Source organism: Megasphaera vaginalis (ex Srinivasan et al. 2021) (genome assembly GCF_000478965.1).
In the GTDB taxonomy this organism is placed as follows: domain Bacteria; phylum Bacillota; class Negativicutes; order Veillonellales; family Megasphaeraceae; genus Megasphaera; species Megasphaera vaginalis.
Genome location: NZ_AWXA01000062.1, coordinates 1 through 22,635, shown reverse-complemented (window position 1 = coordinate 22,635; position 22,635 = coordinate 1). Strand labels below are relative to the sequence as shown.

General features: G+C 51.8%; 17 protein-coding genes, 1 tRNA gene and 1 pseudogene. 2 read left to right on the top strand and 17 right to left on the bottom strand.

Annotated features, from left to right (window positions below; all coding sequences use genetic code 11):
- Nucleotides 1–6: 6 nt before the first annotated feature.
- Both HMPREF1250_RS10265 and HMPREF1250_RS10260 read right to left on the bottom strand, forming a co-directional pair.
- Entirely contained in the window at nucleotides 7–1,944 is a 1,938-nt protein-coding gene (locus HMPREF1250_RS10265; RefSeq protein ID WP_023054693.1) for a bifunctional coenzyme A disulfide reductase/sulfurtransferase TusA, read from the bottom strand.
- 2 nt (nucleotides 1,945–1,946) lie between these two features.
- Nucleotides 1,947–2,258, bottom strand: coding sequence for an ArsR/SmtB family transcription factor (locus HMPREF1250_RS10260; protein ID WP_023054638.1), 312 nt, complete (start codon nucleotides 2,256–2,258; stop codon nucleotides 1,947–1,949).
- Between the two features lie 182 nt (nucleotides 2,259–2,440).
- Between HMPREF1250_RS10260 and HMPREF1250_RS10255 the strand changes: the two genes are divergently transcribed.
- Nucleotides 2,441–4,345 carry an ABC-F family ATP-binding cassette domain-containing protein gene (locus HMPREF1250_RS10255; protein ID WP_023054643.1) on the top strand — a complete coding sequence of 635 codons (1,905 nt, stop codon included), beginning with the start codon at nucleotides 2,441–2,443 and terminating at the stop codon, nucleotides 4,343–4,345.
- A 113-nt stretch (nucleotides 4,346–4,458) separates the two neighbouring features.
- Nucleotides 4,459–4,534 (top strand) — tRNA-Ala (locus HMPREF1250_RS10250).
- Nucleotides 4,535–4,839: 305 nt separating this feature from the next.
- Here the strand turns inward: HMPREF1250_RS10250 and HMPREF1250_RS10245 are convergent.
- The 15 genes and pseudogenes from HMPREF1250_RS10245 to HMPREF1250_RS10175 form a co-directional block, all read right to left on the bottom strand.
- Nucleotides 4,840–6,027: an MFS transporter gene (locus HMPREF1250_RS10245; protein WP_023054617.1), complete on the bottom strand. Its 1,188-nt coding sequence runs from the start codon at nucleotides 6,025–6,027 to the stop codon at nucleotides 4,840–4,842.
- A 427-nt stretch (nucleotides 6,028–6,454) separates the two neighbouring features.
- On the bottom strand, nucleotides 6,455–9,667 hold the full coding sequence (locus tag HMPREF1250_RS10235; RefSeq protein WP_023054653.1) for an efflux RND transporter permease subunit: 3,213 nt from the start codon (nucleotides 9,665–9,667) through the stop codon (nucleotides 6,455–6,457).
- Entirely contained in the window at nucleotides 9,664–10,815 is a 1,152-nt protein-coding gene (locus HMPREF1250_RS10230) for an efflux RND transporter periplasmic adaptor subunit (protein WP_081696540.1), read from the bottom strand. The genes HMPREF1250_RS10235 and HMPREF1250_RS10230 overlap by 4 nt, the downstream gene beginning before the upstream one ends.
- 312 nt (nucleotides 10,816–11,127) lie before the next feature.
- Complete coding sequence (locus tag HMPREF1250_RS10225; protein ID WP_023054637.1) at nucleotides 11,128–11,691, bottom strand: flavodoxin family protein; 564 nt, start codon at nucleotides 11,689–11,691, stop codon at nucleotides 11,128–11,130.
- 66 nt (nucleotides 11,692–11,757) lie between these two features.
- A complete protein-coding gene (locus tag HMPREF1250_RS10220) occupies nucleotides 11,758–13,014 on the bottom strand; it encodes a sensor histidine kinase (RefSeq protein ID WP_023054663.1) in 1,257 nt (418 codons plus the stop codon).
- Between the two features lie 17 nt (nucleotides 13,015–13,031).
- On the bottom strand, nucleotides 13,032–13,706 hold the full coding sequence (locus tag HMPREF1250_RS10215; protein ID WP_023054690.1) for a response regulator transcription factor: 675 nt from the start codon (nucleotides 13,704–13,706) through the stop codon (nucleotides 13,032–13,034).
- Nucleotides 13,706–14,341 carry a GTP pyrophosphokinase gene (locus HMPREF1250_RS10210; protein ID WP_023054656.1) on the bottom strand — a complete coding sequence of 212 codons (636 nt, stop codon included), beginning with the start codon at nucleotides 14,339–14,341 and terminating at the stop codon, nucleotides 13,706–13,708. The genes HMPREF1250_RS10215 and HMPREF1250_RS10210 overlap by 1 nt, the downstream gene beginning before the upstream one ends.
- 204 nt (nucleotides 14,342–14,545) lie before the next feature.
- The gene (locus tag HMPREF1250_RS10205; RefSeq protein WP_023054698.1) at nucleotides 14,546–16,450 is read right to left on the bottom strand and encodes a fructose-bisphosphatase class III; all 1,905 of its coding nucleotides are present in this window, start codon (nucleotides 16,448–16,450) and stop codon (nucleotides 14,546–14,548) included.
- Nucleotides 16,451–16,659: 209 nt separating this feature from the next.
- On the bottom strand, nucleotides 16,660–17,271 hold the full coding sequence (locus tag HMPREF1250_RS10200; protein WP_023054599.1) for a class I SAM-dependent methyltransferase: 612 nt from the start codon (nucleotides 17,269–17,271) through the stop codon (nucleotides 16,660–16,662).
- 1 nt (nucleotide 17,272) lies between these two features.
- Nucleotides 17,273–18,091 (bottom strand): class I SAM-dependent methyltransferase, encoded by an 819-nt coding sequence (locus HMPREF1250_RS10195; RefSeq protein WP_231391320.1) that lies wholly within the window; start codon nucleotides 18,089–18,091, stop codon nucleotides 17,273–17,275.
- A 135-nt stretch (nucleotides 18,092–18,226) separates the two neighbouring features.
- The gene (gene hutW, locus HMPREF1250_RS10190; RefSeq protein ID WP_023054604.1) at nucleotides 18,227–19,792 is read right to left on the bottom strand and encodes a heme anaerobic degradation radical SAM methyltransferase ChuW/HutW; all 1,566 of its coding nucleotides are present in this window, start codon (nucleotides 19,790–19,792) and stop codon (nucleotides 18,227–18,229) included.
- Nucleotides 19,793–20,314, bottom strand: coding sequence for a flavodoxin family protein (locus HMPREF1250_RS10185; RefSeq protein ID WP_023054632.1), 522 nt, complete (start codon nucleotides 20,312–20,314; stop codon nucleotides 19,793–19,795).
- Nucleotides 20,315–20,365: 51 nt separating this feature from the next.
- A complete protein-coding gene (locus HMPREF1250_RS10180; RefSeq protein ID WP_023054642.1) occupies nucleotides 20,366–21,139 on the bottom strand; it encodes a TonB family protein in 774 nt (257 codons plus the stop codon).
- Nucleotides 21,140–21,143: 4 nt separating this feature from the next.
- On the bottom strand, nucleotides 21,144–21,548 hold the full coding sequence (locus HMPREF1250_RS11280; protein WP_081696548.1) for an ExbD/TolR family protein: 405 nt from the start codon (nucleotides 21,546–21,548) through the stop codon (nucleotides 21,144–21,146).
- Between the two features lie 9 nt (nucleotides 21,549–21,557).
- A pseudogene (locus HMPREF1250_RS10175) lies at nucleotides 21,558–22,169 on the bottom strand (MotA/TolQ/ExbB proton channel family protein); the annotation flags it as partial.
- Between the last annotated feature and the right edge of the window lie 466 nt (nucleotides 22,170–22,635).

Genomic DNA, 22,635 nt, shown 5'->3' with positions numbered 1-22,635 from the left:
CCTCTCTTACTCCCCCTTGCGCACCCAGACCTTGACCTGGCCGTTGCTCTTTTCCCTGTGGACCACCGTATTTCCCGTTGACCGGCACCAAGCCTCGCTGTCTTGCCAGAACCCCGGATCAGAAGCGGTAAATCGACCGACTTCGCCATCAGGCAACATATCCATGGCCTCTTTGAGCTTCAGCATCGGTCCCGGGCAGGAGATTCCCGTCACGTCAAAGTCCCGGTCGAAGGGAACGGCGCCATCAGTTGCAACGACTGCACAGCGCTCCTGCCCGGCCGGCGCGGCGGAGGGACTGGCGGTAAAACGCTGGTCCATAATATTCATCAGGCCGCCTTGCAGGCTTTTCACGCGGAAACCGTGCTGACGCAAAAGTCGTTCGCCGTAATACGCATTCTGTCCGACTTTACAAGTCGTGATATATTCCTTACGCCGATCCAGTTCGGCCAGCCGTTCCCGCAGCTGCGCCAGCGGTATATGCAGCGGCTGCCCGATCGGAGCGGGTACATAGCCTTCATCAGGACGAACATCGAGGAGAACGGCCCCATTGGCGACGGCAGCCTGCATTTCCTGGTACGTAACGGTCTGCGTCAATCGGTCCAACACGTTTTCCGCCGCAAAGCCGGCCATATTGACGGCATCTTTGGCGGAGCCGAAAGGCGGTGCATAGGCCAGTTCCAATTCGGCCAGATCACGTACGGTACCGCCTTGACGCAGCAACGTAGCCAAAACGTCAATGCGCTTATCGACACCGTCAGCGCCATAGATCTGCGCCCCCAAGACGACGCCCGTATCCGGCGCAAACAGTAACTTGATGGCGATCTTAACGGAGCCGGGATAATAGCCGGCATGATTATCAGCGTAAACCCGCACGGAACGGTACGCCTGTCCTCGCGCCTGCAGAGCCCGTTCATTTTCACCGGTAGCGGCAAAAGCCAGGTCAAAGACGTTAACGATCGACGTTCCCTGCGCTCCCTGATAACGTTCGGCATGGCCGGCAAGGTTATTGGCGGCAATACGCCCCTGGTGATTAGCCGGCCCCGCTAACGCCACCGTCAACGGCATTTCGGAATGAAGGCGGCGCACCTGAACGGCGTCACCGACGGCGTAAACGTCAGCAGCATTCGTTGCCATCGTCTCATCAACAATAATATATCCCCGCTCATTCAAGGCGATACCGCTGTCGCGGAGAAACGCCGTATCCGGACGAATACCGATAGACGCGACGACAAAATCGACGGACAGGCGCCGCCCGCTCTGCGTCGTAATAACCACTTTACCGCCGTCTTCGGCAAAGGACTGCACGCCGTCCTGCAAAAGCAAACCGACGCCATGCTCATTTAATTCCCGTTCAGCCCGCAAAACCATATCGGTATCAAACGGCGCCAAAATATGCGGAGCCGCTTCAATCACCGTCGTTTCCATACCGCGCCGCCTCAAGTTCTCCGCCATTTCTATGCCGATAAAACCGCCGCCGATAATGGCTGCGCTGCCCGTTCCGGCAAAACGGTCAGCCATCGCGCGTACCTTATCGATGTCGGGAATCGTACGTACCATAAGAATCTTTTCGCTGTCAATACCGGGAATCGGCGGTTTCAACGGCACTGCGCCCGGAGACAGGATCAGCCCGTCATACGGTTCTTCATAGACAGTGCCGTTGTGCGAAATCGACACAGTCCGCTTCGCCGTATGAACGGCGACGACAGTGCTTTCCGTCCGCACGTCGATGTTAAAACGACCATGTACGGACGCAACGGTCTGGACCAGCAGACGGGAACGGTCCTTGATGACGTCGCCTGCATAATAAGGCAACTCGCAATTGGCGAACGAAATATAGGGGCCCCGTTCCACCAAAATGATCTGCGCGTCTTCATCCAATCGGCGCAGTCTCGCCGCTGCCGACGCACCTCCGGCCACACCGCCGACAATAATATACCGTTTCATATTCAGTCATCTCCTTTTTTTGGCGCTTCTCCTTGAAATAGGATAGACAATACCTGCTTGATCACCGGATCGGCCAGGGCGTACGTAATTTCCACGCCGTGCCGCTCTGCCGTTACAATCCCGGCCAAACGCAACTTCTGCAGATGTTGTGAAATCGTTGACTGCGGCTCCTGCAAACAGGACTGCATATGCGATACGTTGCAGCGCCCGTTGCGCCACAGACCATGCACAATGCAAAGCCGCACAGGATGTGCAATAACCTTCAACAATTCCGCCGTCTCTTTAACCATGGCCTGGTTTTTCATTTCCATCATAATTTCTCCTCTTACTTATCACTTTATTCGAATATTTTATTATTTTAATATTCTTATATTTGAATAATAAAATATATTAATCGTCTTGTCAAGCTTCTTTTGAAAATTTTCGGATGCCTTCCTTGCCTAATCAAATATGGTATAATAAAAGTTATTGACAGAAAAACAAGAAAGGAACAACAATGGGCAGCATAAAAGTACAGAAACTCGCCAAGGCCTTCGGCGTGCATACGATTTTTTCCGACGTCTCTTTTGAACTCCGGCGCGGTGAACGTCTCGGCTTGATCGGCGCCAACGGCGCCGGGAAGTCGACGCTTTTAAAATGTCTCATCGGAGAAGAGGACTATGACGGCGGCGCTTTGATTACTTCCGACGGCGAGAGTATCGGTTACTTGCAACAAGATATTTCTTTCCACGAGTCCGTAACGTTGCAGCAGATTGTCGACGCCGCGTGGAAGGACGTTCATCATCTTGAAGAACAGTTAAAACGGACGGAACGGGCGATGCAGAAAATGCCGGACAACACGGAGCTCATCAATCGCTATGCCCGTCTTCAGGATCGATTCGAATGGCTCGGCGGCTTCGCTTACGAAGCCATGACGCGAAAAATCATCTACGGACTCGGCTTTACGGAACAAGACATGACCAGACCGGTACAAGGCTTTTCAGGCGGGCAAAAGACACGAATCAATCTCGCCAAAGCCCTTGTTCGCCGACCGGACTACCTGTTTCTCGATGAGCCGACGAATCATCTTGACATGGCCATGCTCGAATGGTTGGAATCTTATCTCCTGTCCTATGGCGGCGGGATTCTGATCGTCTCGCACGACCGCTATTTCCTCGACAAAGTCACGACAGGCATATTGGAACTGGATCAGGGGACGGTTACCAAATATAAAGGCAATTACTCGCGTTACGTTTCGCAACGGCAGGAACGGCGCAAAACATTGGAAAGCGCCTATAAAAAACAACAGGAACACATCAAGGAGACGGAAGAATATATCCGCAAGTACAAAGCCGGCATCAAGGCGAAACAAGCCCGCGGCAGACAATCCCAGCTAGAGCGGCTGGAGCGGATCGAACTGACCGCTGCAACGACCACTCTCCAGTTTTCCTTCGCTCCCGTTGAAGAATGCGGCCAAAAGGTACTCGTCTTCGACAACATCTGCGGCGGCTACGGCGAAAATGAACTCTTCAGCCATCTGTCGCTGCTTCTGCGCCGTGGTGAAGCCGCCGCCCTGATCGGCCCTAACGGTGCAGGCAAGACGACGCTGGTCAGGATGATTTTAGGTGAAAAAACGGCAACACAAGGACACATTACATTAGGCAGCCGCGTGCATATCGGCTATTTCGCACAAGAGCATACGGATCTTCACGGTCCTTGGTCCGTCTTGGAAGAACTCATGCAGTCCTTTAGTTACGGTGAAGAGGAAGCTCGTTCCCTGTTGGGCAGATTCCTCTTCCGCGGCGACGACGTCTTTAAAACCGTCGACAGTCTCAGCGGCGGCGAGCAGGCCCGCCTGGCTCTCTTGAAACTGTTCCTGCAAGGACCGAATTTTCTCATTCTCGATGAACCGACAAATCATCTCGACATCCCGACACGGGAAATACTGGAACAAGCGCTCCTCGAATTCGGCGGCACGTACTTGATTATTTCCCATGATCGCTATTTTCTCGATAAAATAACGACACGCACCTTGGTACTTGAAGATAAAAGGCTGAAAGACTATCTCGGCAATTACACGTATTACCGGGAAAAAGAGCAGGAAGCGGTTGAACTGTCTGAAAAAAAGCGGACAGAAGAACCGGCGAAAGAAGTAAAAAAGATCTCACCGCCCGCCATGGCGGCCCCTCGAAACGCAGCGGCGAAAACGCCATCATACGGCACGGCACAACAAATTGACAAACTGGAAATGAAAATCGCCGAATGGGAAGCAACGTTGAAAATGTACGAATTCCAGATGAACCAGCCGGAAATGCAACTAAATCCGAACGAGTTGAATGCTATCAACAATGAATACATGAAGGTCCAGGACGAATTGGAAGCAGCCTATGAAAAATGGGAAGCCCTATGCGATAAACAGTAATATGACCTTTCTGTGAAATAAAGGATACTCCATCCCGACAGATGGCAAAAAACTTCTTGCAAAGTTCTCCGTTTCATGCTATTATACGTTTATCGGCGTTATGCATGATACATGGGGGTATAGCTCAGCTGGGAGAGCGCTTGAATGGCATTCAAGAGGTCAGCGGTTCGATCCCGCTTATCTCCACCATTAAGGAAAGAAGGTCTTCTCGTAAAACGGGAAGACCTTCTTTCCTTTTTATGAAATTTTCATAGCCGTCTGTTTTTTACTCTTTGTATCCCCATACTTTCCGCCTTTCGCAATATGCACGTAAAGCAGCACCGGCAACCTGTGCTTTTTTCTTATAAGGCATTTTTGTCCATCTGTTGATGAAACCCGTCATTCCAACAGGACCTGCCGTTTTTTTCCGCTGTGCAAAAGAAGTGACAGCAAAACGCCTCATTCGGTATGGTTAGTGTTTTACTGGCTATTCCGCACAAAACCTGCGCGCCCCTTTAATCATAAACGGATCGGTAAACCATGCGCCAGCACCAAAACGCATTGAGCAGGAGCAGTCCTGCCGTTACGAAGAAAAGATGCCGAATTCCGATAAGCGCTGCCAATTGACCGCCACAAACGGCGCCGGCGAACATACCTAAGAACTGGGCTGATTGGTTAAATCCGTAAATTCGCCCCAAACAAAGTGCCGGCGTATATTGGCGAATTAAATTATTCACCGAAGGCAGCATGCCGGCCAGGGCGATTCCCAACAGGAAGCGTAAAATGCCAAGTTCTAAAGGATTTTCGGCGACTCCTTGCAAAATGAAAGATAGTCCCGCCAAAAACAGGGAAAACAGGAGAACCTTTTGAGAGCCTGCGCGATCAGCTATACCGCCAATATGAGAAGCCGTAAGCATACTGGCAAAGCCCGCCGCCGAGAAAACGGCGCCGGCAATCAGCGCCAAATGATCCGTATCCCCAATCAGTTGATGGATATACACCGTAATAATCGGTTGAATCGACATCGTTGCGAATTGCATCACCAACGTTGTAACAAACAGACCGATAATAAGTTGCAGCTGTGGTAACTGGCGAAATGTTTCCCGTAATGTCCGTGCCTTTTCCGCAACTTGCGGCCGCACCGTTTCATGAATCCGAAAGAGCGCTAAGAAACCGAGAAAGCAAAAAAATCCAATGAAGAAAAACGTATGGCGAATCCCGATAATTTCCGAGAGCCACCCGCCCAACAAGGGTCCCAAAAGATTGCCGCTGACTTGACAGGTAAAAAACATCCCCAGAGCCCAGCCGGAATGCTCTTTCGGAGATTCCTGCGCAATAAGCGGAATCACGGCGGCTTGAAACCCGCTCATCGCGCCTTGTGCCAACCGCAGCGCCGCCAACTGGTATACCGATTGCGCCAATCCCATTCCCGCCATGATGAAGGAAAGCCATAAGCTGGCGCGCATAACCATCGGTTTACGGCCATATCGATCTGATAAACGCCCCCAAATCGGCGAAAAAACGGCTAAACTAATAAAATTACAACCGTAAATAATACCGGACCAACGTTCAATATCGTCTGTCGCCGTCACCCCCATCGTTGAAATATAAAGCGGCAACATCGGCGCCAATTGACTCATCCCGATAGAAACGATAAAACCTGCACCGCAACAAATCCATAAATTTTGTTTCCATTTTTCCATATCTATGACCTATCCATCTTCCTCGTGTCGTTTCCTGAGCCACTGCCGCAACTCGTTTTCTTGCACATAATGATGACTATTATTATACGCCCTTTTATCCGTGAATAAAGAACAATAAGGAGAATACAGCGAGTACGCCCGCCGCTTCCGCTTATCGCCGCCACGCCCAACCAAAAGGACCGCTCCCTGAGAAGCGGTCCTTTTGGTTGGTAAACAGGACAACCTTTTTCGGCATGTACGGCCGTCTTCCGTTCCGTCCGAAAGCTAAAAACACCCTTATACAGCCCGCCCTTCAACGCCATTGCCAACGCGGACAGCAGCCGTTCTTTTCCCGGCTGCCCTCCCGGACAATGCGGTCTGCAAGAAAAGGCAAACCTCAATTCCCTGCACGGGCGAAGGCGGATTTTCTTCACCTCTTGCTTTTTCCTTACCGTGACGAGGCTCGTTTTGTAAATCGTTCCTGCAAGCCATGAAGCCACACATAGAAGACCGGCGTCACATAAAGGGTAAGCAGCTGTGACACCAGCAGGCCGCCAACGACGGCGACGCCCATCGGCTGCCGGGCTTCCCCTCCGGTTCCCAGACCCAAGGCGATGGGCAAAGCTCCGAGAATCGCCGCCGACGTAGTCATCATAATCGGCCTGAACCGCGTTTGACAGGCTTCGCAAATCGCCTCCCGCGCCGATAAGTGCTCCCGCTTTTGCGCCGACAAGGCGAAATCGATCATCATGATGCCGTTCTTTTTGACCAGGCCGACGAGCATGATAATACCGACATACGAGTAGATATCCAATTCCATATGAAAGAGCATCAGGAAGATCAACGCGCCCGCCCCTGCCAACGGCAACGCCGACAGGATGGTAATCGGATGGATGAAGCTTTCATAAAGGATCCCCAAGACGACATAAATGATGAAGATCGTCACCAGCAACAGAAATCCCATATTGGCAAAGGAAGCCGCGTAGGCAGAAGCGCTGCCTTCAAAGTAGCCGGTTACCCCTGCCGGCAAAGCCGTGGCGGCGATTTTCTGAATATCGGCAGCGGCGCTGCCGATGGAATATCCCGGCTGAAGATTGAACTGCAAGGTTACTGCCGGCATCTGGCCGCTATGGCTGACCGATAGAGAGCTGGTTTTCTCCGTAAAATGGCCTAACGAAGACAGCGGCACCAAACCGCTGCTTGCCGTATTACCCAAATTGGCGCTGAGACTCGTATCTCCTGAAGACGCCGAAGTCGTGGTTGAAGTCGTACCGGAAGCCGTATTGGTCGATTTACCGGCACTGCTTTTACCGCTTGAGGAACTGGAGGCGGTTCCCGGTTTGATGTACAACCGTTGAAGCATAGATGGATCGGACTGGTATTGTTTCCCCAGATCCAACCAGACATTATACGTATTGCTGGCCGTAGAAATCGTGCTGACCTGCCTGTCGGCAAAGGACGAATACAACGCATCCTGAATCTGATTCGCCGAGATGCCCAGCATAGCGGCTTTGTCGCGGTCAATTTCAAAATACAGCGTAGGCACGCTGATCTGCATGGATGAATTGACATCAAGAATACCGGGCAGCGCGGCAAGTTTTTCTTCCATATCCGCGGCAGCCTTGTATAACAAGTCCGGATCGGAACTCGTCAGCGTATACTGCCCTGTTCCGGAACTCTGCTTGCTGCCTGTATTAATGGCAGGCGGATTGGACATCGACACTTTTATGCCCGGAATCGCCGCCAGTTTGGGGCGCAGCTCACTGATAATCTGGCTGACCGATTCCTGCCGGCTCCCCTTATCTACCAGACTGACATTGATGGACGCGGCGTTGGATGTAGGCGATCCCACATTCGTCAGCGCTCCCCGCAATCCCGGAATCTGTTGCACGATTTTGTCGACTTGCGCCTCGTGATCGACCATATAGTCAAACGACGCCGCGTCAGCTCCCTGCACTTTTATATTGAAATTGTTCATATCCTGACTGGGAATGAACCCCTTATCGATCTGCGTATATAAAAAAGCGGCCAAAACAAAAATCATGCCCGTCGCAGCGAAGACTTTCACAGGATGATTCAGCGCTGCGGCTAAAGTCTTGGCGTATGTTCCTTTCAGCCGGTCGAAACCGATATTAAACAAACGAAGATACCCTTTTTTATCGCCATCCCGCTGCCGGCTGACCAGATGATAGCACATCAACGGGGTCAGCGTCAGGGAAACAAACCCGGAGAATAAAATGGCGATGCCGATACTGACGGCAAATTCCCGAAAAAGGCGGCCGACAATGCCGTTCATAAAGAGGATGGGAATAAAGACGGCTACCAGCGAAAGCGTCATGGACAACACGGTAAAGCCGATTTCTTTGGAACCCGTAAACGCCGCGGACTTGGGATCTTCCCCTGCTTCCACGCGCCGCACAATATTTTCCATAACGACGACGGCGTCGTCTACGACAAAGCCGACGGCCAGAGACAGGGCCATCAACGAAATATTATTTAAAGAAAACCCGCACAGCTTCATGACCATAAAACTGCCGATAAGCGCTAACGGGACCGTAATACCGGGAATGATCGTGCTCTTCCAGTTGCCGAGGAAAAAGAAAACGACACCGATGACCAGCAGAATCGTCAATGCCAGCGTCCATTGCACATCCCGCACAGAATCCTTAATATAATTGGTCTTGTTATACAATTCGGAGACGGTCAGACTTTGAGGCAGCGAATCGCCGACATCTTTCATTTTATCCGCTACCAGTTGAGCTACTTCTACCGCATTGGACCCCGGTTGTTTATAAACGGAAATGAACACGCCTTGCGCCGTATCATCCGGCGTGATAAAGGTCCGTAAGCTTTTTTCATTATCATTACTGTCTACGGCCTGTCCTATATCTCGAATGCGTACGGGATTATTATCTTTATAAGCGATAATCAGGTCATTATATTCTGCCGCCTTGAACAGCTGCCCGGACGAATTGATGTTATAGCTGGTAGATCCGTTGGCAATCGTACCGCCCGGCATATTGACGTTGGCCTGACTGATGGCGCTGCTGATTTCGTTGATACCGATCCCCAGCGACGCCAGTTTATCCGAATTGATGCGCACCCGGACGGCATACTGCGCGGAACCCAGTACCTGTACCTGCGCGACGCCGTTAATCCCGGAAAGGGCGGGGATGAGCCGCTCCTGCACATAATTCTCTATATCTGCAGGTTTCATGGTCTTCGAAGAAATAACGTACCGCATGATCGGCTGGTCGGCCGGATTGACCTTCGAAAATGTCGGCGGCGAAGACATATTGGCCGGAAGTTTTTTGCTCGCCGCCGAAATCGCCGCGCTGACATCATTTGCCGCACCGTCAATATCCCGATCCAGCGAAAAAGTCATATTGATCGTCGTCTTCCCCGTGTAGCTGACAGAAGACATGGATTCCACACCGGCTATCGTCGACAGTTGTTTTTCCAGCGGCTGCGCCACGGCAGACGCCATCGTTTCCGGACTGGCTCCCGATAAGGACGCCGAAATCTGAATCCCCGGATAATCGACGTTCGGCAGATCATTGACCGGCAACTGCTGATAGCTGACCAGCCCGAAAAAGAAGATCGTGATCATCACCAAGATCGTCATGACCGGACGTCTGATCCATAATGCCGATAAATTCATGCTCCATCCCCCTCTGACGGGCTTGCCGAAACGGCAGGTTTTACAGATACGGCGCTGCCGTCCTTCAGGTTCAATTGCCCGTCTGTAACAACCGTATCTCCTATGGATACGCCTTTACTGATCACTGCCAGATCACCCGACACGCCGGAAACCTCAACGGGCCGTATCGCGACGGTATGATCATCTTGAACGATAAATACATATTTCCCCTTCTGTCCGTCCATGACGGCGGCAGCGGGAATGACAAGGCGCTTTTTCGGCTCACCAAGTTGCAGCAGCACCTGCAAAAACTGACCTGGCCACAATTTCAGCCCGTCATTCGAAAACTCCGCTTTCAACCCGATCGTTCCGGATGTCCGATCAATCGTATTATCGATAAAGGTCACCTTGCCGACTGCCAGGACATTTCCCTTCTCCGCTTCCCTGACCGTCGCCTGAATCGGCTGCGCCGCCTGAGCGGCGCTGACCTGCGGCAGACTGGCCTCGGGAATCGTGAACTGCACATAGATCGGATTCATTTGATTGATTACGACGATCTGCGTCTGATTGGCCGTAACCATAGCTCCCACATTCGCTCCGATCGCCCCTGTGCGACCGGAAACCGGCGCCGTTATCTGCGCATGATTCAAACTGATTCTGGCATTCTCCATAGCCGCTTCCAATTGCCGGACCGTTGCATCCTGAACCCCGGCGGTGCTGGACTGTTGCTCATATTCCTGTCGGGAAACGGCTCCCTGCTGATACAACTCGCCGTACCTTGCAGCCGTATCCGTGTTGTACGTATCATTGCGCCGTGCCGCCTCCAATTGGGCTTCGGCCTGATTCAGTTGTTGCTGAAAAGGAGCCGGATCGATTTGCGCCAACACCTGCCCGGCCTCCACCTCCTGCCCCGGCTCATAGTATACTGCCGTAATCCGCCCCGTAACCTGCGGAATAACGGTTACCGAATTGACCGGCTGCGCCGTGCCGACTGCATCCAGCGTCAGCGGCACCATCTTTTCCGCCGCCTTTTGCACGGACACGGCCACTGCCTTATTCCCCTGCACCTTCGCCGCAGGCTGCCCGTAGCTGCGTATGCCGGCGATGCCTAAAAACACGATGGCAACGATCGCCACGTACTTGTATTTCCCCAAATTCCTCATGTTCATCTTCTCTTATTGCGCCCCTCGCATAAACTGACGATCAACGACTCGCTTCATGTGTAACAATTTACCCGGGCCGGCATAAAACAACAACGTCATGACAGCCTCATATTTGAATTATACTGACCGGATGATGGTTCCGCAACTAAAACACCTTCAGCCGATCTCTTTATTTAAAAATTATTTAACTCTCGAAACGCCTTTCCCGCAGTACCGGTTGCGTCACTGTTCACAAAAAAATGCTTCCCCCTACGGAGGAAGCGTTTTTGCCTGCAGTAACCAAACGAAAAGGTTCGCCGTCGGTCACGTCGCCGGTCTTTAGCGAATAAAATTAGTGTACAACTTGGCTTCGGCGGTCGGAATTGCAACGCCCGCTCTCCTGCCGGCGCCCAGGCATTGCAGAACCCAAGCCATATTCCGTCCCAAAACACGCATGATCTGCAGCCCTTCGACGTCTTGCTTTACTTCTTCCGGCGTATTGCCGTGTACCATATTCCAGTAGTTCGACGAAACGATCAGCGTTTCATGGTAGGCCAGGTACTTATACAACACATCGAGCGTCGCCGTCGTGCCGGCGCGTCGCGCCGAAGCAATGGCAGCCGCCGGCTTATGGGCCATATACTTGCCCCCGACAGCGGCCAGCTTATCCATAAAGGTAACGATTTCTCCGGACGGTGACGCCCAGTAAACAGGAGAGCCGATGACCAGCCCGTCGGCTGCCTGCAGTTTTTCCGCCGTCTCCCGGACAATGGCGTCCGTAGGCACGGCATGAATAATCTCCGTGCCGATCCCCTGCTCCGTCAACGGAGCGGCAACTTCTTGCAGCGCCGTGTACGTACAGCCCTTTTCACGGCGGCTGCCGTTCAATAAGATTACGTTCATCTCTATCACCCCTTCTTAAGTTATACGGAAACAGTACCATATATATCTTTTTTTGGCAAGAGTCGCTCAAAAGGTAACGGTAAAGGTGATCATACGGTCACGATACGACACCTGCAGTTTGCCGCGCAGGATTTTGGCGAATTCCTCAGCCATGGACAAGCCGATGCCGTACCCCGATTTCTTGCTGTTATGCGACGTATCGCCGCGATAGAACCGTTCAAAAAAGCGCGTATAATCAGCCGTTTCCCCGCCGACATACGTATTGGCCACGGCAAAAACGGCGCCTTTCCCTTTTTTGCGACGCCGCAGCGTCACGGCAACCGTACCGCCGTCATCACAATACTTTACGGCATTATCAACGAGAATATTGATCATTTCATAGAGAAATTTTTCCTGTGACGGAATCGATACATCTGCCTCCACCGTCGTTACCAAATTCTTGCCGCTGTCAACGAGAACTTGCCGGAACGAATCGGCGACGGCGTTCACGGCAGCCGTAACATCGACCGCTTCAAAGGGGATCTCCGCCTGCGCCTCTTCATCCATCTTCGCCAGAAGAATCAGGTCATTAATCAGATTGGACAGACGTCTTACCTGTTTCAGGATACTCGTCGTCCACTCGCTTTTGCCGTTAATAAGTTCCATCGTTTCCGTGTTGGCCGAAATAATGGCTACCGGCGTCTTCAGTTCATGACCGGCGTTGGTAATAAAGCGCTTCTGCTTTTCCATGTTCTCCACAAACGGACGAACGGCTGCCTTCGACATGGCGGCGACGATCAGCACGTAAAGCAGAATGCAGATGATTCCCAACAGCACGGACGAGCGGATGAAGGTGTCGACAGCCGCCATATCTCGCGTACAGTCCATAATCACGATCAGGTGATCGCCGTTTGCCCGGACCGTAATCCAGTAGGCGTACGTGGCCAAATTTTTTTTAAAAAACCCCTTCTCCTGTCCCGCATCCAGTGTCGTCTGCGCATACTGGACCGCTTCCGCTTCCGTAAATGATGCGATGTGATCGACATTGACCCGCTTGACGATGCCGTCTTTATCGGCGAGAATGCTGAAATAGCGGATTTGATAGGCAAATTCCGGCGTATCGTCGGACCAGTTCAGATTAAACCAGGCGTTGTCATCGGGCGCCGGCGCATGATGCAGTACGCCGTCATTGTCGGAGATACGCTGCATAATCGTCTCGACTTGTCCTTTTTCCTGCAAATAAACGGCCGCATCAATCAGTCCCAAAGCGACGAAAATGATGATGACAACGGCGATGGTCGCGACAAAAATGAACTTTCGGCGCAAACGCTGAATGACATTCATGAGGCACTCCTTTCCGCCTACATCTCACGCAGGACGAAGGACCCGTTCTTTTCCCCGACGATTTCCACCGTCGCCGCAACGGCTTCCAATTTCTGCCGCAAATAGGAAATATAGACCCAGACGATATCTGCCGTCACGTCCGTTTCATCATCCCAAATCCGCGCAAAAAGCTGTTCCGTCGAAAAATCCTTGCCGCCATTCAACAACAGAAGCTGCATCAGCTTCGTTTCTTTATTGGCCAGCCGGATGGAATTGTCGCCCTGCAATTCCTGCTCTTCCACATTCAGTGTAACGTTGCCCAAGGTCAGCAGCCGCGGTGTAAAGGAGCCGGAACGCCGTGTCAGCGAACGCAGCCGGGCCAGCAGTTCTCCCATAGCAAAGGGCTTCGTCAGGTAATCGTCAGCGCCGGCATCAAGGCCGTCAATACGATCGCCGACTTCAGCCTTCGCCGTCAGCAACAAAACGGGCGTCACGTTGCCGCTGCCGCGGATTTGACGCAAAGCGCCGATACCGTCGAGACGGGGCATCATGACATCGAAGACCAGACAATCGTACACGTTCTCCGCCGCCTTTGCGACAGCTGCGGCTCCGTCGTAAACCGTATCGACGGCATATCCCGAATGTGTCAGCACGGCGGCAACAGCCGCCGCCATGTCCCTTTCATCTTCAGCAAGCAAAATCTTCATCGTCATCACCCTTCCGCCTTCCCTTCATCGCGAATCAATCTGCGGATCGTTTGCATGGACACGTCGCAGGCAGCCAATTCGTCGGCGCAGCGTTTCAGTTCACGGCAGATGAGAGCGGCGTTTTTTATTTCTCGCTTATACTTCATTTCGTGTTCCAGACTGGCCCAAGAATCCATGGCGATCGTACGCAACTGGACTTCGGCATAGAACAATCCCGGATTACGGCCGAGCGCATCCGGATAGGGACGCTCCAATTGCAAAATCAGATGATAACTGCGGTAGCCGTTCGGCTTGACGTTCTTGATATAATCTTTCTCCGCTACAATCGTACACCCTTCAAGAGCGCGCAGATAACCGATATTCATGTAAATATCTTCCATAAAGCGACAGACGATGCGGATGCCGATGGCATCGCGGATCTCATGCAGCGCCGACACGGCCGTCGGCGGCAGCCCTTTGCGCCGGCATTTTTCAGCCATGCTCGCCTCTCCTTTGATGCGGTAAATCAGATGCTCATAAGCAGCTTCCCCGCTTTTTTCTTTTTCCTGCGCATTATACGTCTCAATCGCCGCCGTCAAATCGTCCAGCACTTGCTGCAACACCGGTTTGAAAGCGCCGTAAACAGTCCTCTCTTCATCCATCGGACTCACATCCTTATCCTATACTGTCTTAACATTATACACCTTTCCGCAACAGGTTTTCATCATGCCGGCGACGCAGCCATGCACGCCGAAGCCGCTTGGCCCGCAATTTCCGGGCAGCGGCCCGGACAAAACAAAAAAGGAACCGCTTCGGCCGGAGTCGGCAGGACTCATGCCGTGCAGTTCCTTTGCGGTCTTTCCCGATCAGCGCCGTTCCAGGATGATATTGTTGCGGAAGGCCTCCAGCAACGCCTTCAAGTCGCTGATCATCTGCAAAATTTTCTTTCCGTTATCCGTATCGCCGATCATCACCCGTTTCGGTTCCAGTTCCACCTGCATCGATTCGGAATCGATATCCGTATTATTGACCAACACGTCGTGTACATCTTTAAAGGGATAATGCGCCTTGATGCGAATGCCGTGGGAATTGAAGATCAACGTATACCCGGCAATTCCCGTCGAGCCCTGATACGCTTTACAGAAGCCGCCGTCGATACAGATCGCCTTGCCCTCAGCCCGCACCGGCGTATCGCCTTTTTTCACCTTAACCGGCGTATGGCCGTTGATAATATGGCCTTGCGGCGAATCGATACCGAACTCATGCAGCAGTTTGACACAGAAGTCTTTATCCCGATTCAGCCGATAATACGCATTTTGCGGCTCTTTCCATGTCGACTCGTCTCGGATATAACTGCGTTCAAAGGTTTTGACGACGCGTCCCGACATAGGCGAGTTCATGCCGCACCAGAGATACCACATATAGTCCAGGCTGTATTCATCGCGCCGTTCAAAGGCGCGCCGCGCCAAAAGATCGGTTTTATCCATGAACGCCTTTCCGCTGTACGCCTTGCCTTCCAGGACGATCTCCGTAAAGGAACCGTCCTGATTGACCGGCAGTCCGCCGTGGAAAAGCAGATTGCCATTGCAGCAGCGGTAGACGGAACCGTGGCTATAAAAGAAACGCATATGGCGCTGGAGCCGCTCGCTTTCCAAAAATTCCGTCCGCAGCTCGGCCATGATCCGCTGCTCTTCCGGCGACAGCGTATACGGATCGCTCCAATCAACGGTCGGAAAATCTGTCGTCAACAATTCATAAACCGTACCGCCCAGCGTGATCGTCCCTGCCGCCGCATTGATTTTGTGAAACAGCAATCGACTGGCCATATCGTATTCCGGGTGACGCCGTATGACCTGCCCTTCCAACTTGGAAAGAATGACATTAATCGCCTTGACCATCGGTTCAATGCCGTCTCTCGCCGTGTACGTGCGCAGGGAGAACAAGGCGAACTCGCGCAGGCTGATGCCGTATCCGCTTTCCAGTATTTCCAGATTATGATAGCGGATATTATTGCGCAGCACATTGGCAATGCACGCCAGGCTGCCTGCCGCCGCGCCCATCCAGAGAACATCGTGATTGCCCCACTGCAGATCGAGACAATGATGCTGCATAAGATTATCGATAATCTTGTCGGCATGGGCCCCGCGGTCATACATATCACCGATAATATGGAGATGATCTACGGCAAGCCGCTTGATCAGATCGGCCAGAGCATAAATAAACTGCCGCGTACTGACCGTTTCCAAAATGGAGTCAATAATCTTGGAATGATATACGCTGCGATTCTTATCTTCGTCAGCCTGCGCGTGAAGCAGCTCATCGATAACGAAGCGAAACTCCTTCGGCATCGCTTTACGCACCTTGGAGCGCGTATACTTGGAAGAAAGCAGCTTGGCGACGAGCAACAGCTGGTGCAGCGTCGTCCGCGCCCACTTGGCGTTGACCTTATGCTGTCGTTCCAACAAATCCAGTTTTTCTTTCGGATAATAAATCAGCGTCAGCAACTCGTCCCGTTCATGCCGGCTGAGGGACTCCGAAAAAAGGAGCTCCACCTTTTCGCGAATAACGCCGGAACAGTTGTTCAAGATGTGATAGAAGGCCTCAAACTCACCGTGCAGGTCGCTCATAAAATGTTCCGTTCCCTTAGGCAGATTGACAATGGCCTGCAAATTGATAATTTCCGTAAACGTTGCTTCCTGCGTAGGATACTCTTTTGCCAGAAGCTCCAAATAACGCACGTATTCCGGGGTATACAATTCGTATGATTCCATAGTAAAACAGCTCTCTTTTCTTAAAATAAGACACACTGAAAATCATCTGGCTTTTATTTTATTTTACAATAGAATCATATATATGGCTAGTTGATTATATTTTATACGACATTGGTATACCAAAAGAGATATAGTATACCACATATAATTCAAAGAGGCGGCTTCTGCCGGCGAGAAAAAACGTACTTGGCAAACTGCCTCTGCCGGTTCTATTCGGCGTCTTTTGCTGCAACAACACAAAGGCGCCCGCCGCTGCCGCGCACGCTGTGAACAGTCGAAAACCCGGCTGCCTGCAGGTGCCGGGTCAATTCCTCTCCCGTATAGATTACCAACCCATCAATCCGATCAGACCAGAAGGTATGATCCGGCCTGCTTTCTTCGCAAGCGATCAGAAAGGTCCCACCAGGTTGCAGCACACGCAGAACTTCACGAAACGCGCCGTCGATATCCGGCCAAAAATAAATCGTTTCAAAAGCGGTAACAAGCTGAAACAGATCATTTTCATACGGCAGTGACTCTGCGCTCCCGACGGTAAGCGTATATACCGACCCCAACTCCTTCTCTACCGTCTTTGCGGCAAAGGCAATGCTCTCTTCCGAAATATCAAGGCCGCACACCTTACTTTCCGGATACATCGCATGAAGCCGAACCATGGCAGCCCCGCCGCCGCAACCGATATCAAGAATCAGGGAATAAGACAAACCGTCAAGATGGGTCAATGCCCACGCCGTCACGGCAGCATGTCCGCTATTCATCCCTTTTAAAAGGAGCCGCCCCCAAAATCCCCGGGGATGACGGAAATTACTCAAGAACCCTTTCATCTTACCGCTCCTCCCGCAAACGAAGATGAATAATTTGATCATTCATATGATGGTTCCACCACGGAATGCAGGAAAAGATCCCCATCCATCCCCAACGATCGCGATATCCTTCATACAAGGTCCAACGGCGTTCGACACAAATTGCGCCGTTTAAAGTCTCCAGCTCGTCGATTCCGTTGATCCCCCAACGGAAAGGAGTCTTCTTCGTATCGACCGAATCATGCCGATGCTGCAAACGGATTAAAGTCTTTGTCATAACTTCAAGAAACATATGCGCACCAGTAAATCGATTGGCAAGAAGAGCGAAAAAAACCTTCATCTCCTCTTCCGAAAAATACATGGAAGCACCTTCCATGAGGATAAGGACAGGGCGGCCTTCCGTAATGACATCATCAGGCCACGACGGATCAAGGAGAGACTTACCGATACTGTGCAGACGTGACGAATCATCGGGAAGCAACTGATACCGCAACTCCATCACTTCAGGCAAATCGAGATTATACCAATCGAGAAATCCCGTGTCGATACGATAAAAACGCGTATCCAAGCCGCATGCCAAGTTGATGCAGACGGCGTTGGCATGTTCCTTGACAAAGGCCTTCACCTCGCGATCCAGAATAGCGCTGCGTACAGCAACACCGACCTGTGATTTTTTCGCCGCCGCAAATTTATCAAAATCATAGTGAAGACAATGCACCAAAGTCACTGCTTTCGGATCTTCAACCAAATGTTCCCCGGATTTTATCGTCTCATATGCTCTGGCCCAAAGGGGAATGAATAATGTTTCCGCCACATTTGTCAAGGATATATCCATCATCATGCCTCCTTTTTGTTGATTTTGATATTCTTTATCATTTTAACACAAGTTATGTTTTTTGTCACCTTTTTAGTATCGTTACATACAAAAGGCATGAAACGATACTCTCCCCTCACTTCATGCCTTTCCCAAAACAAGTTACGGCCGCATCCGCTTCATGACAGCCTGCATTTCCTCTGCCGTCATGGACCGCATGGCTTCCGCCATCTCCTGCATAGCCGCCATACGGCTGCCGCCATTTTCCTTCATTTCTTTCATGACCTTTACGATCGCCTCGGCCTTGGCGTCAATACGCCCTTGCTTTCCCGTATCCTGCGCTGCCACTCCTTGTATCTGGAGCTGTTTCTTTCCCGTTACTAAATATTCCATACACTCTAACGTAGATTGGGCAATGTTGACCTGCCAGAATTCACCGGCTTCGGTCAGTTCGTAACAAACACCGTTATCGCGCAATAAGCCCCGTTCCTGCCACAAATCGAAAAGCCATTTCAACTCCTTCAGCCGCTCCTGATAGGAAACCAGCTGCCGGAGGTCAATATACCGCTGCTCCAACTGTTTCAGCAACGCATTAACCAAAGGCTGTTGCGCCGATTGCTTCAGCAGCGCCATAAACGGCTTTTCTCCCTGATCCACCGCCATTTCGTACGGCTCCAAAGCCCGGTGCAGCATCGTACTGTAGCCGTCAAGGTTGCCGCCGGCGCCACTGCCGAACGGGAACATCGGTACGCCTTGTCGTGTCAGTGAGTTATAGAGACTTCTTTCGCGGTTCGTATTGCTCCAATGACAAATATTGACACGTCTGTAATTGCGTTTTTTCAAATAATCCCTGGCAAAGGCAAACATTTCGGCCTGCTCTGCCGTCGTCGCCGCCGGCGGCAAGGTCCCGTCGGCAATTCGTCTTTGCAGATCGCTGTCTTCAAAAACATTGAGCTGATATAAATCGGCGCCGTCAATATCATAGGCAGATAAAATGCGCAGATCCTCTTGCCAAACCGCCATCGACTGCCCCGGCAGCCCATAGATCAGATCGATCACGACAACGCATTGGTTATAGGCTTTCAAGGCGGCCAGCCGTTTCAAAACCGTTTCCGTATCATCAAGACGGCCGACATTACGACGCACTGCCGTATGAAAAGACTGTACGCCGAGAGAGATACGGTTTACACCGTTTGCCAGCCAAACTTCCATCTTTTCAGGTACCAGATCATGAATTCGTCCCTCCAAGGTCAGCTCATAATCATTAGCCAACGGCAAATACGCGCGAATTGCCTGCAGCAGACGTTTGACGTTAGGAACGGATAAACTCGTCGGCGTGCCGCCGCCGATAAAGACGGAATGAATCAGGCTGTCGCGCAACCGGGGTTGCGCCGCATCCCTTCTGATATCTTCCAAGAGGCAATCTATGTATCGGTTTTCAGCCTGCTGATTTTCGCCATTTTGAAAAAAACCGCAATACAGGCACTTTGTTTTGCAAAAAGGAATATGAATATAAGCGGACTGCGTAGGCTGCGACTGCGGCGGCTGCGCCAACAGTCCTTTCCATATCTGCTGGGCCTCAGCAGGCGCCACGACAGTTCCTTCCAAACCGGCGTGAACGACTCGTTTGTGCGGGAAGGCCGCCGTCAACGCATCAACGCCTTCACAGCCGAACAGAAACGCCCGTTCTGCCGGCGACTGCCTGTCATATAACTCCTGTAACAACATCTATGCCTCTGCCACTCCTTTCAACACCTCTGCCGCAAAGGCTTTGGCCTTGGCAAAATCCTCTTCATTCGGATGTTTTGCCGCCTCGGCATGCATGGCGTCCCGTTCGGGACTCTTGCCATGGGGAGAACCGGCAGGAAACTTCTGATACATCATTTCAATCAGCTTGGGATCAACGGCTCCTTGGCAAATAAAACGACCGGCCGGCGCCTTTCCCGACGGCAGCAACGCCGCCGCATTGTCCAATGCAGTCAGGGCATGCACCGAATCAGGCGGTGCGCCGAGTGTCGCAAAAACAGCAACATGCTTATTCTGCAACCCGGATAAAACGTTTTTCGCTTCCTCATTGACAGTACCGCGATCTACCCAGAAGCCGAGGAATACGCAATCGTATTCTTCCAGATCAGCCGGCGCTTCGCCGACCGGCAAGCAGGGAGTGCCCGCCGGCAAGACGGAAGCGATCGCTTCAGCCACCTTTTTCGTATTCCCAGTGCGTGATGAGTACAAGACAACCGTTTTCAAATATATCCTCTCCTTTATACCGTTAATATGATAACTGCCTTATTTCACACCTTACTCATTAAGTCCGAAATGAACCGACGTCTGAACTGTAACGGTTCTGCCGCTCGCATTTGGAAACGGGCACGCCGCGTATGCGGCCTTGACAGCCGCATTATCGAGGATATCGTGCCCCGAAGACGCGGCGACAGAAACACCGAGGCAGTTCCCCCCGCCGTCCAGTGTCGTCATAATTATGACGGTTCCCTCCAAATGACGTTTGATAGCCATTGGTGGATATTGCTTATTGCCGTTAACAGCGCCCCAGAATCCTTCCACGTCAAAAGGTTGCGTACCGGTTCCGGAAACATTGCCGTCACCGCTCCCCTGTCCGCTGCCGCTGCCTTCTCCGTACCCCTGGCCGTTGCCCTGGCCGTCTCCACTGCCGTTGCCCTGACCGGCACCCAAGCCGCTGCCCTCTCCACTGCCGGCGCCGCTACCCTCTCCGTGCGCTTCAGAGGCAGCCGGCGTTTGCTGTGAACCGGTCGCCGTCTCCGGCACCGCCGGCGGTGCCGGAGACGGCGCAACAGGCTGCGTCTTTTCCACTTCGGCCAAACGTTTTTCCACATCCTCCGCTTTCAGCGGTTCCGGGAAATCGACGGCGCTGCCGCCACCGCCGCCGGCATGGCCGCTGCCCTGACTGATTACCTCGCCAGTCTGCAAATCAATGACATACAGCTGCTCCTTTTCCATCACCGTACCGGAAAAAACAACAACACCGATGCCGATCAACAGGAGATGAAGAATCACGGAAGCAGTATAGGCCTTCATCCATGATAAATTCTTCACATTCCTATCCTTTCTGCTCTGCAGCAATGGCCAGCCGCTTAACCCCGGCTCCCTTCAACATATCCATGACGGCGACGACCTGTCCGTGCGCCGTACGCTTATCAGCCTGCAAAATAACGGAAGCATGATTGTTTTCCGACATATGCTGCTTCATGATCTGATCCGCTTCATGCAAGCTGACCGGTTTATTATCAACTGTAATGTGCCCTTCGGCATCCAACGTCAGAATAATCGGCAGCTGCGCCGGCGCCGAAGCGCTCTGTGCCTGCGGCAGTTGTACGGACAAGGCTTTCTGCGCCACCGTCTGCAAGCTGTTCATCATAAAAAAGACGAGAAGAAAGAAAATGATATCGATCATGGGAATGATCATAAATTGCGGCTTCCTCTTCATCCGATGGCGATTAAACATTGTCCTTCCCCACTTTTTCTTTTTTCCGTTCAAAACGGAAACGCAGAGACTTTCCGTATCGCTAATGATCGTGTCCAGCTGATGACTGAAATAGGTATACACGCAAAACGCGATGATCGCGACACAAAGCCCGGTTGCCGTAGCGACCAGCGCTTCGCCGACACCGCCCGTCATGGCCATGGCGCCGGCGCCGTTATCCAGCACGCTGAAAGTATTGATCATTCCTGTTACCGTACCGAGCAGTCCCAGAAGCGGCGCAATGGTAACGATAGCGCTGAGGTAATCGAGATAACGGCGGAAGCCGACAGCTTCAGCCGCCATCGTTTCGGCAAACGCATCCTTCATCGCTATCTCCGAAGCATCATTTGCCAAACCTGCCGCAATAATTCGGCTGATGGACGTCGGAAACTCCTTGCAAAGCTGCTCCGCCGCCGACCAATTATCGGTTTTGGCAGCGTGATAAACGCCGTGAAAAAACTTCTTCGAGCCGCTGCGGTTCGTCTGATAATAAAATCCCCGTTCCACTGCAATTGCCACCGTGATGACGGACAAGAGCAAGAGCGGATACATAACGATACCGCCGCTGTGAAACAAATGAATACAATACGAAAATCCTTCCATGTCGACACTCTCCTATTATCCTTCAACTATATACCTGATCGCATCAATAAAACACGACACACACCTGCAGCGTACCGTTACATTTTGCCGAACCCGCCTCCTTCTGTTCAGTCATTAATTGAGAGTAATTATTACATTCAAATATTAACAAAGTATTTCCATCCTGTCTACTCCAATCAGTTCTAAAAAGCTCCATTTGGATACCGACTTTATGATTATATCCATAAAAGGATCAAAATACGGCAAGCTATCTCAATCGCTTCCGTTTACAGTATACCACGCAGCCATTCCACACGAAAAACAGCTCTGCCGCAATTTGCAACAGAGCCGTTCAGAAAAAATTCCGCGCACTGCAAAAGCGGAATAAAAATGCATTCTTGCAGTCAGAATCTGTACGTCGCCTGAATGCGCGTGTAATCGCCGAGCGTGAAGTTTTCACTGCCGTAGAGCGTATCCCGCTTGCCGA